Origin of the sequence: Streptomyces sp. 35G-GA-8, from assembly GCF_023534745.1 — a bacterium.
Classification (GTDB): Bacteria; Actinomycetota; Actinomycetes; order Streptomycetales; family Streptomycetaceae; genus Streptomyces.
The window spans coordinates 524,169-537,774 of sequence record NZ_JAMHJQ010000006.1; the positions used below are offsets into that span (position 1 = coordinate 524,169).

A 13,606-nucleotide genomic window follows, 5' to 3' on the forward strand; every position below is an offset into this window, starting at 1 on the left:
TCAGCCCCTTCCTTCGCCGTCAGGCGCGGGCACCCGGGCGGGATCCGGCCCGGGATCCGGCACAGCATGAGGCAGCGGATCCGGCAGGGGTGCCACCTCGTCGGGGCGGAAGTAGAGGAACCGGCCCTGCTCGCGCCGTACATCGGTGCCCGGATCCCCGTCCACGGTGACCGCGATATGGGTCTCGCCGTCGAAGTCCTCCAGCACCGCCTCGACCGTCGCCCGGCGCCCCGCGAGGAAGATGTCCTGGGCGTCGGATCTGCGCGGTCCCGGCTGGAGCAGCACCCTGCTTCCGGCGCCGAGGACCTGCCCGTCGACGGTGACCGTGCCCCGGCCCGGCGCCGATGCCGCGTCCTGGGCGGGGTCCCACCAGGGCAGTCCGGGGCCGGTGGGCAGCCGGAGCCCGGCGGTGGGGGACAGGTCGGACGGCGGCATGACGGCCAGGTCGATACCGTCGATACCGGGGTCGTCCGAGGGCCCCGCCCCGCCGGGGACGTCACCGACCGCCGTACGCGCGGCCGGACCCCTCGTCAACTCGCCGGTCACCTCGCGCAGTCCGCGGATCGCGCCGTGCAGCCGCTCCCACACCTCGGCCGGCATACCGTCCACCAGATCGATCACCTCGGCGGCGCGGGCGTCCGTCCCGCGCGCCTCGCGCTTCTCCCGTTCGGTGAGCGCGGCCGTTCGCAGCGAGAGGATCTCGTCGATCTCGGTGGCGTCGTAGAGCGGACCCGGACTCTCCGCCGCGACCTCGGGATGGTCGTCGAGGATGATCGGCGAGGACAGCATGACCTCGTCCCGGCCCTCCCCGCAGGCCAGCGCCGGCCAGGTGTGTTCGTTACGGCAGGTTCGCGCCGCCGGCCGGGCCCACTCCGGCGGATCGGCCATCGACAGGAACCGTCCGCCGGGCAGTCCCAGCAGCAGATGCGCCCCGATCAGACTGTGCGGCAGGGCGGATTCGCGGTCGTCCCGCTCACGCGGGCCGGGTGCCCAGGAAGACACGTTGTGTACGGTCGCGGTCAGCCGCAGCGCCCCGTAAGGACCGGGCAGGGGCTCCGTGGCGAGCCGGATCTCGCCCGCCAGCGGCCGGCTGTGGCGTACCAGACGTCCGACGACCCCGGCCGCGCCGCCGTGCACCGGCTCGTGCTCCACCCCGCCCGGCAGCTCGAACCGCAGCGTGTGCCCCTCCCCGGTGAGCCGGCCGAGCGGTACGTCGAGTTCGACGCGCTCCTCCTCGCCCTCGTCCCAGGGCACCAGCACCCGGTCGGGCAGGTCGAGTTCCGCCACCTCGGTCCAGCTCTCGCCGTCCGGCGACAGCCGCTCGACCGAACGGCGGCGCACATGGAGGAAGCGCAGCTCCACGAGGAGCCGGTCGGCGCGGCGGGGCTCCAGGAGGCATTCCGTACGCTGCCAGGTGTGCTCCCCGTTCGCGTCCCCCCAGGCCGGCGGCACCAGCACGCCGAACTGCCAGCGCAGCTGGTTCTTCCGCGCGGAGGCACGGTACGGATACAGCACATACCCCTCGAACAGCAGCGCGTCCGCGACCCGGCGGGCCTCGGTGAAGCCCGCCGTCACCCGGTCCGCGGTGTTCCCGGTCATGGCTGCCCTCCTTCGGCGGTGCGCAGCAGCTCCTCGAAGACCCGCTCCCAGGAGGGCAGGGCCCGCCGCGAGCGATAGCGGCGCAGGGATTCCAGACAGTCGTCGCGCACCCGCAGCCAGCCCGCGCCGGGGAAGTACTGCTCGATCATGTTCTGCCAGACCTTGACCGGCATCCGGTAGCCGGTCTCCTTGTGCCAGGGGACCGGCTCCGCCGTGAAGCCGCGCTCACCGGTGAAGACCGTGCCGGAGAACAGCAGCAGGAGGGGGATCTCACCGTCCGCGAGGGCACGGAAGTACTTGGCGGACGCCACCTCCATGTCGTACGTACAGGCCACCGGCAGCTCGATCTCGGTGGCGCCCGTGAAGCCCGGCACGGTCACCGAGGCATGGGCGAACTGGAGTGGTTTGAGTGTGCTGCTCCACCGTTCGGGCTCGCCGAAGAGATCGCCGAGCATCTCCATCTCGGCCGGGGCGTAACGCCGTTGGACGGGCTCGATCCGGAGCTGGCAGCGCAGCGCCACGGCGTGCACCCGCGCCCCGTCGGCCGCCTCGATCCGCAGCCGGAACAGCAGGGCCGGACCGGCGCCGTACGGCTCCGGCCGTACATCGAGACAGGAGAACTCCAGCTCGGTCATGGGCCGTCCTCCTCCTCGGCCGGCGGGCGGGCCTTGGCCCGGACCCGGGCGAAGAACTCCGTCAGATCCGCGCGTGCCTCGGCGCCGCCGTCGAACCCCTGCCAGTGCAGCCGCATCCGGCCCACCAGCTCGTAACAGGCGTCGACCGGCACCAGATAGCACTCACCCGTGCCCAGCCCCTCCGCTTCGCGCTCGCGCCGGATCAGCAACGCCTCGGTGTCCGGCCGCAGCAGCGCCGCCAGCCGGCTGTGGCCGAGTACTTCGCGCCAGGTCTCCGGATCCAGCTCGCTCTCCGTGGCGCCCGCGGGGCTGGGGTAGAACGCGGCAAGCCGGTCCAGCTCGGAGTTGCGGAAGAAGAAGGCGAGACCGACCGGGATCTGGAGCCGGTTCCAGCTCTCCTCGTCCAGGGTGAAGTCCGGGTCCGTCAGATACCGGTCGGGCACCGCGCGGAAGTGGCCCGCCCCCGCGCCCGGCCGGGTGAACAGCAGATAGCAGCCGGTGCAGGCGCACATCAGCGACCGGTTACGGGTGTCGACCAGATGCCGGTGCTCACCGGACAGCGGCTCGGCGCACATCTCGCAGCGTTCCCGCGCGGGGGATGGGCGGCGGGTGAACCCGCGCAGCCCGGCCGGGGCCGACAGGCTGCCCGGTCCGCCGAGGGGCCGCGGTGCCGCGGCCCGCCCTCCTGCGGTCTGCTCCGCTGTGCCGGGGGCGCCTCCGGCCGGAGCGCGCCGGGCCGTCATGTCCCCGTCCCCAGCAGGACGCCGGGCAGCGCCACCCGTACGGAGCCGTCCTCCTCCAGCAGGGGTACGGGCTCCAGATGGCCGCGCTCGCCCTGTCCTGCGCGGCGGATGTCGTACTCCGCCGCGCAGGACGGACAGCGCAGCCGTTCGCCGTCCACCGTCGCCGCGCCCAGCCGGCCCGCACAGCCAGGACAGTGGTCGCGGTACGCGTACAGATTGCCGGGCAGCCGGATGAGCAGCAGCGGGGTGGTGCCCGCGCTCTCGTACACGGTGGACTCGCCGTCGGCGAGAGCCGGCAGCCCCGTCAGCGGCTGCCATTCGGCCGCCGTCCCCGCCGTCCCCGCCGGGCGGATGCCGTCGGCCGGCACCGCGCGTCCGGGGGCGTCTCCGGCCGGCGCGTCCGGGGGCCGGGTCGTGATCTGGAGAAGCTTCGTGTGGGGCTGTTCCTCCGTCACGCCCTCGACCTCCACCGCCGAGATCTCGGGGACGCGCCGGGCCACGGCCTCCTCGATCGTCCAGCGCACGGTCTGGGCGGAGGAAGGACAGCCGTCGCAGCTGCCCCGCAGCCGCAGCCGGAGGGTGAGTCCGCCCGCTCCCTCGTCACCCTCCGGGTCGATCCCGGCGATGTCCACATCGCCCGCGTGCGACCCCAGATACGGGCGGACCTCGTCCAGCGCCCGCCCCACCCGGGTCAGTGTGTCCTCGGGGTGGAGGTCGTGCAGCACCAGCAGTCCCCCGACGAGTTCGTCACCGCCGAGCAGGGTCAGCGGGTCGGTGCCCTCCGGTGCGTCGCGCAGCAGCTCGACCACCCGGGCGAGCCCGCACCCGTAGAACTCGACGATGCTGTGCACGAGTTCGTCCGCGAGATCGCGCCCCGCGGGCCCCATCGATCTGCCGAGATCATCGAGCAGCGCGGCGATATGCTCACCCGTCTGCCGCTCCTTGGCCGTTGCTGCCATGGCACGGTGCCTTTCCTCCGTCGGGGACGGCCCTCGGGGTGGATCCGGGTGGCTCAGCCGGCGAACCCGCTGAGCCCGGTGGGCATATGTGTCTCCTGGATGGTCCTGCCACCGCCGACGTACATATGGACGCCGCACGGCAGACACGGGTCGAAGCTGCGCACCGCCCGCATGATGTCGATGCCCTTGAAGGAGTCCGGGGGGTTCTCCTCGAAGATCGGGGTGTTCTGCACCGCGTCCTCGTACGGGCCCGGTGTGCCGTAGGAGTCACGCACACTGGCGTTCCACGGAGTGGGCGGGTACGGATGGTAGTTGGCGATCTTCCCGTCCCTGATCACCATGTGGTGGGAGAGCACACCGCGTACCGCCTCGGTGAAGCCGACGCCGATCGACTCGTCCGGCACGTCGAAGCTCTCCCAGGTCTGGGTGTGACCGGTGCGGACCTCCTCCATCGCCCGCTCGGCGAAGTGCAGCGCGCAGGCGGCGGCGTAGGCCTGGAAGTAGGTGCGCGCGCGGTTGCGCTCCAGCGCGTTGCTCCACTGCGGGATCCGCCACTCGAAGGTGGTCTCCGGCTTGGTCATGGTGCGCGGCAGATTGATCTCGACGCTGTGCCCTGTCGACCGCACATAGCCGAAGTCGACCAGTCCCGACAGGGCGGTGGACCAGAGCCGGGCGAGGGGGCCGCCGCCGGTGTCCAGGGCGAGATGCTGCGTACCGTCGAACCAGCGCGGGGACATCACCCAGCTGTACTTGTCCTCGAAGTTCCGCTTCTGCGGGGCGGGGATGGTGTGCTGGTTCCACGGATGGCGTTCGTCCACCGGGTTGCCCAGCGGGTCGCGCTCGACGAACTTCTCCTGGCCCGCCCAGTCGTCGTAGTACGAGCTGCCGAGCAGGATCCGGATGCCGAGGTTGATGTCGACGAGATCGTTGGTGATGAGCTTGCCGTCGACGATGATGCCCGGAGTGACGAACATGCGCCGTCCCCAGTCGGACATGTTCCGGTACGTGAAGTCGCAGTGCTCCGGGTCGTTGAACGCGCCCCAGCAGCCCAGCAGCACGCGGCGCCGGCCGACCTCCTCGTACCCGGGCAGTGCCTCGTAGAAGAAGTCGAACAGATCGTCGTGGAGCGGGACGACGCGCTTCATGAACTCCACGTAGCGCGTCAGCCGGGTCAGATAGTCCGTGAACAGCTGGATGGTGGCCACGGTTCCGACGCCGCCGGGGTAGAGCGTGGAGGGGTGGACGTGCCGTCCCTCCATCAGACAGAACATCTCCCGGGTCTCCCGGCTGACCTGGAGCGCCTCACGGTAGAACTCGCCCTCCAGCGGGTTGAGCGAGCGCATGATGTCCGCGATGGTGCGGTAGCCGTGGTCGCCCGCGTGGGGGGCCTCGGTGCGCTCGGCCAGCTCCAGGACGCCGGGGTTGGTCTCGCGGACCATCTTCTCGCAGTAGTCCACCCCGACCAGGTTCTCCTGGAAGATGTTGTGGTCGAACATGTACTCCGCGGCCTCGCCGAGGTTGATGATCCACTCGCCGAGGTGCGGGGGCTTCACGCCGTACGCCATGTTCTGCGTGTACACCGAGCAGGTCGCGTGGTTGTCACCGCAGATGCCGCAGATCCGGCTGGTGATGAAGTGCGCGTCCCGGGGGTCCTTGCCCCGCATGAAGACGCTGTAGCCGCGGAAGACGGACGAGGTGCTGTAGCACTCGGCCACCCGCTTCTGCTTGAAGTCGATCTTCGTGTGGATGCCGAGGCTGCCCACGATCCGGGTGATCGGATCCCAGGACATCTCCATCAGGCCGTTGCTGTCCTTGGCTCGCTTCGTCGTCGGCGCCATGGGGTGCGCACCTTTCCTCAACGGTGGGGGGACTGGATCACCACGGGGTGGGGCCACGAGGTGGACCACAGGGACGGATCGCGGGGATGGATCGCGGGATGGGAGCGTGGGGCCGGATCACCACGCGGAGCGGTTCACCACGGGGGCTGGTAGCCGGTCAGGACCTTGTCGCCCTTGCGCCGCCACTTCGGTTCCTTGTCGACGGTCCTGGCCGTGACACCGCGCAGCTTGCGGATGACCTTGCCGTAGGCCCCGCTGGCCGCCGCCGACACATGGCCGCCCGGTGGCTCGTCCATGAAGGGCATGAACTTGTCCGGGAAGCCGGGCATCGTGCAGGCGATACAGATGCCGCCGACATTGGGGCAGCCGCCGACGCCGTTGATCCAGCCGCGCTTGGGGACATTGCACTTGACGACCGGGCCCCAGCAGCCCAGTTTCACCAGACACTGCGGTGAGCCGTACTCGGTCGCGAACTGGCCCTGCTCGTAGTAGCCGGCCCGGTCGCATCCCTCGTGGACGGTCGCGCCGAACAGCCAGGTCGGGCGCAGCTGTTCGTCGAGCGGGATCATGGGCGCGGATCCGGCGGCCTGATAGAGCAGATACAGCAGTGTCTCCGAGGCGTTGTCCGGGTGGACCGGACAGCCGGGGATGCAGACGATCGGGATGCCCGCCCCGGACTTCCAGTCCCAGCCCAGATAGTCGGGCACCCCCATCGCACCGGTGGGGTTGCCCTCCATGGCGTGGATGCCGCCGTACGTCGCGCAGGTGCCGATGGCCACGACGGCCAGCGCCTTGGGGGCGAGCCGGTCGATCCACTCACTGGTGGTGATCGGCTGCCCGGTCTCGGGATCGTCGCCGAATCCGCACCAATAGCCTTCCCGCTTGATCGATTCATTCGGAATGGATCCCTCGATGACGAGCACGAAGGGTTCGATCTCCCCGCGGTCCGCCTTGAAGAACCATTCGACGAAATTGTCGGCGCCCTGCACGGGGCCGCACTCGAAATCGATCAGGGGCCAGTGCACGGCCACTTTGGGCAGCCCCGGAAGGGCGCCGAGGGCGATTTCCTCGATGCTCGGCTGGCTGGCCGCGGTGAGTGATACGGAGTCCCCGTCGCAGCTCAGACCCGCGTTGATCCAGAGGATATGGACCGTCGGGTCTTCTGTCTCGTTCTCTCCGCCGGGAGTCGCGTTGCCCTCGGAGACCGGTGTGGCGGTATCCATCATCCCCTCCTCGCGGGAATCGGGGTGAGGCTTCCGGGGAGAGGTACGCACACGAATGGCGCGCCTCTCCCACGAGCTTCCCTCCATGGATAACCGCACAGGGGGGCTTTGGGTAAGTGCTGGATGGTCCTATGAATCGATCCGCGGACGCGCCCACCGGAAGACCGACCTCCTCGGGGCCCGCTGAACCTTTGGTGAACGAGGACACACGGAGCGGCGAAGTGGGCGGCCCGTAGCCCATGGCGACCGTACGGTGACCGGACGATTTCACCATCGGTCGCTTGTTCGAGTCCGGGTTTTCGAGGGGGGCGCACGGCCATGGAATGGCTCAGCGCGGAAAACATCATCGCCGTCGGTACCGCGGTCCTCGGTATCGTCGCTTCACTGGGGGTGCTCTGGTACGAGCGGCGCGTACCGCGGCGCACCCGCATCGGCTACCGGGTCCAGCTGGACACCCCGGTGAGCAGCGCGGAGCGCACCGGCCGGGCCGGGGTCAGGCTCGGCCTCTTCCAGGACAATCCGCAGCTCTCCGACGCCACACTCGTCCTGTTGCGCATCGAGAACGACGGCTCCCAGAGCATCGCGGACGCCGACTACACCGGACGTGAACTCCACGGTCTGACAGCGGAGTTCACCTCCCGGACGATCCGGGGCATCGCGGTCACCGCACCGGGCGGGGCCGACCATCTGCTCGACCACTTCACCCCTTCCGCCGGGCTGCGCTACGCCGACGACAGCGTCTATCTGCCCCGGGTGCCGCTCAACCGCGGCCAGTACTTCAAACTGCTCGTCCTGCTCACCGGGGGCCAGGTGGGCGACGCGATACAGGTCACCGGCGGCATCAGGGACGGCGGGATCTACCCGAACCGCGGTATGACGCCCGATGACGCCCTGCCCGTGTTCAGCAGGGCCTCCCGGCTGATCATGGTCCTGCTGACCGTCTGTGTGGTCACGCTCGCCTCGATCATCGTCGTACGCGACGACGTCCGGCCGCCGATGGGGTGCGCGACGGGTGAGCTGACCATCACCGGCTCCACCGCTTTCAACCCGGTGGCCCAGGAGCTCGCGGACAAGTACGAGAAGGACTGCGCCGGTTCCACCGTGCGCGTCGACTCGCGCGGCAGCCGCGAGGGCATCCAGGAGCTGAACGAGCGCGGCGCCGCCGCGAAGGACGGGTCCCCCGCGCTCATCGCGCTCTCCGACGGGCCCAAGACCGACGGCTTTCCCCGGCTGCGGGAGAACCCGGTCGCCGTCTCCGTGTACACCCTGGTCGTCAACGACTCCGTCACGCTGCCCGGTCTGACGGCCGATCAGGTGCGTCGCGTCTACCGCGGTGACCTCACGCGATGGAACGCGCCGGAGCTCGGCGGTCCCGATCTGCCCATCATCCTCGCGAGCCGGAAGTCCGGCTCGGGGACCCGTGACATCTTCCAGCGCACCGTGCTCGGCGGCGAGTTCGAGCAGGCCGACTCCTCGGCGGACTGCCGCCGGAAGGACGACGGGCGCGCCCGGGTCTTCCGCTGCGAACTGGACAGGACGGACCGGGTCCTGTCCACCGTGGCCGCCGTCCCGGGGGCCATCGGGTACACCGAACTGCGCTCCGGGAGCATGCCGAAGGGGCTGCATCCCCTGAGTCTGGACGGACAGTCCGCCTCCGTGGACACCATCGCCGACAGCACCTATCCGTTCCGGGAGATCGAGTACGCGTACACCTACGGCAATCCGCCCGCCGATTCCCTGGTGTCCAGCTTCCTCAACTATCTGCTGCGCGGCAGCGGTCAGGACGTGGTCCGTACGCATGGCCATCTGCCGTGCTCCTCGCCCAAGGGGCAGAGCGTCTGCGTCGGCGCACCTCCGGGCGAGGACGGGGGCGGCCCCTCGGGCGGGGCGGCTCAGTGAAACTGCGGGACGATGAGATAGAGCCCGTACGCGACCGCCGCCGCGCAGGCGAGGAAGCAGAGCGCGGCGACGGCCTTCGCGCCCGCGGTCGGCGGACGGACCCGGGCTCCGTCCCTGGGCCGCACGCCGTTCACGTCCCGCGGCGTCAGGGCGCGCACGCCCAGTGAGAAGACGATCACGACCCCCACGGTGGCACCGATGCTGACGAGGGCCACCTCCCCGAGGTCGTTCCAGTTCAGAGCCATGCGGTCTGCTCCCTTCAGGCCTTCGCCCTGGCGGCTCCCGAGCGGACGGTCACGGTGCGCTCCTCATTGACATTGCCCGGGGTGACGGGATGCCGCCGGGAGACGATCACGATGAAGACGGCCACGGCCGCGGCGGCCAGGGCGATGACGATGGTGCCGATGGTTCCGCCGTGGACGACCATCACGGCGGCGAGCGCGCCGACGGCCGCCGCGGCCGGCAGGGTGATGCACCAGGCGATGAGCATCCGCCCCGCGATTCCCCAGCGGACCTCCGCCAGCCGCCGGCCGAGACCCGCGCCGAGGATCGCGCCGGAGCAGACCTGGGTGGTGGAGAGGGCGAAGCCCAGATGGGCGGAGGTGAGGATCACGGTCGTGGCGGACGACTCGGCGGCGAACCCCTGGGGAGCGCGGATATCGGTGAGGCCCCGGCCCATGGTCCTGATGATCCGCCAGCCGCCGATATAGGTACCGAGGGCGATGGCCAGCCCGGCCGAGCCGATCACCCAGAGCGGCGGTCCCGCGCCCGGCGCCAGCGCCCCCACGGAGATCAGGGTGAGGGTGATGACGCCCATGGTCTTCTGGGCGTCATTGGTGCCGTGGGCCAGCGAGACCATCGAGGCGGAGACGACCTGCCCCAGCCGGAACCCCCGGTCGACGGAGGCACCCCGGCCCCGGACGGTCAGCCGGTAGGCGAAATAGGTGGCCGCGAGCGAGGCGATCCCGGCCACCACCGGTGAGGCGAGCGCCGGCAGAATGATCTTCTCGATCACCTCGTCGAAATGTACGGCGCCCCGTCCCGCGCCCACCCACACGGCGCCGATCAGGCCCCCGAACAGCGCGTGCGAGGAGCTGGAGGGCAGTCCGAGCAGCCAGGTGGTCAGATTCCACAGAATGGCGCCGATCAGCCCGGCGAAGACCATACCCGGCGTGACCAGGGCGTCGTTCACGATGCCGCCGGAGATCGTTCTGGCGACTTCGGTGGAGAGGAACGCGCCCGCGAGATTCAGTACACCGCTGATCAGTACGGCGACCTTGGGGCGCAGCGCTCCGGTGGCGATCGAGGTCGCCATCGCGTTCGCGGTGTCATGGAATCCGTTGGTGAAGTCGAACGCCAGAGCGGTCAAGATCACCACCGTCACAAGAAAAGTGATGTGGTCCATTCATCGCATACAAGCGCAGATGCCGGAGTCCGGACGCCGGGGGGAGCGAGGACACCAGGTGCTTCCTCCCAAAGGATGAGTGGATCAGCCACTTCCCGCCGTGGGCCGACGGGAGCGCCCGGGGGCGTGCCCGAACGGGCTCCGGGGGGCGCGACCGGAATTTTGACACGGCCTTGACAAATTATGGCGGCGTTGCCAGCATGCAAAACTCTCGCGAGTTTTCGCAATCCGTTGATGCCGCATCGAAACACCCCGTCAGAACGATTTCACTGCACCACGGGTGACGGGACATCACCCGCGCACGCAGGCTTCGCCCCCAGTGAGACGGCAGCGTGGTTTCGCGTGCCCGCATGCCTGGCTCACGCCCCCCACCAGGTCAGGAAGGAAGCTCCATGTCTGGACCGTCAGCACTGTCAGGGCCGCCGAAACGGAGGCGGACATGGTCGAGATGGCTCACCGCTCTCGCGTTGATCGTCGCGGGCGGTGCCGTCACCGGCCCCGCCGCCGGCGCCCCCGCCCCCGACTCCGCCGCCATGTCGGCCGCCGCGCCCGCCGCCCCCGCGGCCATCCCGCCCGGCGACTACCAGCAGGTACAACTGGCGCTCGGGCCAGCCGAGTTGGGTGAGGCCATGTCGCTCGCGGTACTGCCGGACCGCGCGGTCGTGCATACCGCCCGCGACGGCACAGTGCGCTTCACCGACGCCGCGGGCAACACCAAGACGGCTGGGAAGCTCGACGTCTACACCCATGACGAGGAAGGGCTCCAGGGCATAGCCGCCGACCCCGGCTTCGCCTCCAACCGCTATCTCTACCTGTACTACTCACCCAAGCTGAACACCCCTGGGGGCGACGCCCCGGTCACCGGTTCGGCCGCCTCCTTCGAGCCGTGGAAGGGTCATCTCAATCTCTCCCGGTTCACCCTGAAGACCGACGGCACCCTCGACATGGCCAGCGAGAAGGTCGTCCTCGAAGTGCCCAACGACCGCGGCCAGTGCTGCCACGTCGGCGGGGACATCGACTTCGACGCCGCCGGGAACCTCTATCTGACCACCGGTGACGACACCAACCCGTTCGAGTCGAGCGGCTACTCACCGATCGACGAACGGACCGACCGCAACCCGCAGTTCGACGCCCAGCGCTCCTCCGGCAACACCAACGACCTGCGCGGCAAGGTCCTCAGGATCAAGCCGACGGCCGCTGGCGGCTACACGATCCCGGCCGGGAACCTCTTCGCCCCCGGTACGGCGCAGACCCGTCCCGAGATCTACGCGATGGGCTTCCGCAACCCCTTCCGGATGTCGGTCGACAAGGCCACCGGCATCGTCTACCTCGGCGACTACGGACCCGACGCCGGGGGCACCGACGGGGGCGGGCGCGGACCCGCCGGTCAGGTCGAGTTCAACCGCATCACCGCACCCGGCAACTACGGCTGGCCGTACTGCACCGGCACGAACACCGCCGCCGAGACCTACGGTGAGTACACCTTCCCGAGCGGTCCCACCGGGGCGAAGTACAACTGCGCCGGTGGCCCGACCAACAACTCCTTCCGCAACACGGGCCAGACCACGCTGCCCCCGGCCAAGCCGAGCTGGATCAGATACGGCGGCGACGCCGGCTCCCCGCCCGAGTTCGGCGGCGGCTCCGAATCGCCCATGGGCGGACCGGTCTACCGCTACGACCCGAATCTGAACTCCAGTGTGAAGTTCCCGCAGTCCCTCGACGGCCGCTTCTTCGCCGGTGAGTACGGCCGCAAGTGGATCAAGGCCATCGAGGTGAAGGCCGACGGCTCCCCCGGCGTCATCGAGGCCTTCCCCTGGACCGGCACCCAGGTCATGGACCAGGCATTCGGCCCGGACGGCGCGCTGTATGTGCTCGACTACGGCACCGGCGCCGGCAACCAGGCCCTCTACCGCGTCGAGTACCTGGGCGGCAGCAACCGCAATCCGGTCGCCGTCGCGGCGGCGGACAAGACCTCCGGGCCCACCCCCCTGACCGTCGCGTTCTCCTCGCAGGGCAGCAACGACCCCGAGGGCAAGGCCCTCACCTACGCCTGGGACTTCGGCGACGGCGCCACCTCCACCCAGGCCAACCCCTCCCACACGTACACCACCAAGGGGACCTTCCGGCCGACGCTGACGGTCAAGGACCCGGAGGGGCTCACCGGCTCGGCGAGCCTGGTGGTGACGGCGGGCAACACGGCGCCGACCGTCAATCTCACCGCCCCCAAGGACGGCGAGCTGTTCTCCTTCGGTGACACCGTGCCCTTCAACGTCACCGTCACCGACCCCGAGGACGGCGCCATCGACTGCGCCAAGGTCAAGGTCACCTATCTCCTGGGCCATGACGAGCACCGTCACGCGATCACCTCGAAGAACGGCTGCACCGGCACGATCGCGGTGCCGACCGACGGTGAGCACGACAGCGCCGCCAATCTCTACGGTGTCTTCGACGCCGAGTACACGGACACGGCCGGACTGACCACACACAGCATCCGTATCCTCCAGCCGCGCCACCGGCAGGCCGAGCATTTCTCGGCCCAGTCCGGCATCCAGGTGGCCGCGCACGGCCCCGCCGAGGGCGGCAACACCGTCGGCTTCACCGACAACGGCGACTGGATCTCCTTCAAGCCCTACGCGGTGGGGAACGCCAACAGGATCACGGCCCGGGTCTCCTCCGCCGGCCCCGGCGGCACCATCGAGGTACGTACCGGATCGGCCACCGGCACGCTGCTCGGCACGGTGACCGTACCGAATACCGGCGGCTGGGAGACCTTCACCGACGTTTCCGCCAATCTGGCCAACGCACCCGCAGGGTCAACGGAGTTGTTCCTCGTCTTCAAGGGACCCACGGGACAGGGCAACCTCTTCGACGTGGACGCCTTCACCTTCGCCACCGGCACCGGTGCCACCAGCCAGACGGTGGAGGGGGAGTCGTACTCCTCGTCCCAGGGCGTCCAGATCGCCGACCACGCCCCGGCCAGCGGCGGCAAGACGCTCGGCTATATCGACAACGGCGACTGGGCGGGATACGCGTCCGTGCCGACGGCCGGGACCAAGACCTTCAGCGCGAAGGTCTCCTCGGGCGGCGCGGGCGGCACCATCCAGATCCGCTCCGGATCGGCGACCGGCGCCCTGCTCGGCTCCGTCGCCGTCCAGCCCACCGGCGGCTGGGAGACCTTCACCACCGTCTCCACCGCCCTGACCGGCACCGCCGCCTCAGGAGCGCTGTTCCTCTCCTTCACCGGCGGCGCGGGCTCCCTGTTCGACATCGACACCCTCACCCTCACCAAGTGAAGTGCCGGAAAG

10 protein-coding genes are annotated in these 13,606 nt (G+C 69.8%); 2 read left to right on the top strand and 8 right to left on the bottom strand.

Annotated features, from left to right (window positions below; genetic code table 11):
- From M1203_RS16535 to M1203_RS16560, 6 genes are all read right to left on the bottom strand, one after another.
- A complete protein-coding gene (locus M1203_RS16535) occupies window positions 1–1,599 on the bottom strand; it encodes a hypothetical protein (RefSeq protein ID WP_249950455.1) in 1,599 nt (532 codons plus the stop codon).
- Window positions 1,596–2,234 carry a DUF6084 family protein gene (locus M1203_RS16540; protein WP_249950456.1) on the bottom strand — a complete coding sequence of 213 codons (639 nt, stop codon included), beginning with the start codon at window positions 2,232–2,234 and terminating at the stop codon, window positions 1,596–1,598. The genes M1203_RS16535 and M1203_RS16540 overlap by 4 nt, the downstream gene beginning before the upstream one ends.
- Window positions 2,231–2,809 carry a DUF5947 family protein gene (locus M1203_RS16545; protein WP_249950530.1) on the bottom strand — a complete coding sequence of 193 codons (579 nt, stop codon included), beginning with the start codon at window positions 2,807–2,809 and terminating at the stop codon, window positions 2,231–2,233. The genes M1203_RS16540 and M1203_RS16545 overlap by 4 nt, the downstream gene beginning before the upstream one ends.
- A gap of 164 nt (window positions 2,810–2,973) precedes the next feature.
- Window positions 2,974–3,936, bottom strand: coding sequence for a NifU family protein (locus M1203_RS16550; protein WP_249950457.1), 963 nt, complete (start codon window positions 3,934–3,936; stop codon window positions 2,974–2,976).
- Window positions 3,937–3,989: 53 nt separating this feature from the next.
- A complete protein-coding gene (locus tag M1203_RS16555; protein ID WP_249950458.1) occupies window positions 3,990–5,774 on the bottom strand; it encodes a nickel-dependent hydrogenase large subunit in 1,785 nt (594 codons plus the stop codon).
- Between the two features lie 134 nt (window positions 5,775–5,908).
- Window positions 5,909–6,997 carry a hydrogenase expression protein HypE gene (locus M1203_RS16560; RefSeq protein WP_249950459.1) on the bottom strand — a complete coding sequence of 363 codons (1,089 nt, stop codon included), beginning with the start codon at window positions 6,995–6,997 and terminating at the stop codon, window positions 5,909–5,911.
- Between the two features lie 318 nt (window positions 6,998–7,315).
- Between M1203_RS16560 and M1203_RS16565 the strand changes: the two genes are divergently transcribed.
- Window positions 7,316–8,896, top strand: coding sequence for a substrate-binding domain-containing protein (locus M1203_RS16565; protein ID WP_249950460.1), 1,581 nt, complete (start codon window positions 7,316–7,318; stop codon window positions 8,894–8,896).
- Here the strand turns inward: M1203_RS16565 and M1203_RS16570 are convergent.
- Window positions 8,890–9,141, bottom strand: a complete 252-nt coding sequence (locus tag M1203_RS16570) for a hypothetical protein (RefSeq protein WP_249950461.1) — start codon at window positions 9,139–9,141, stop codon at window positions 8,890–8,892. The two genes, M1203_RS16565 and M1203_RS16570, sit on opposite strands and share 7 nt — an antisense overlap.
- Window positions 9,142–9,155: 14 nt before the next feature.
- Complete coding sequence (locus M1203_RS16575; RefSeq protein WP_249950462.1) at window positions 9,156–10,301, bottom strand: inorganic phosphate transporter; 1,146 nt, start codon at window positions 10,299–10,301, stop codon at window positions 9,156–9,158.
- A 392-nt stretch (window positions 10,302–10,693) separates the two neighbouring features.
- Here M1203_RS16575 and M1203_RS16580 point away from each other — a divergent pair, with 392 nt between their 5' ends.
- A complete protein-coding gene (locus M1203_RS16580; protein WP_249950463.1) occupies window positions 10,694–13,594 on the top strand; it encodes a carbohydrate-binding protein in 2,901 nt (966 codons plus the stop codon).
- Window positions 13,595–13,606: the final 12 nt, after the last annotated feature.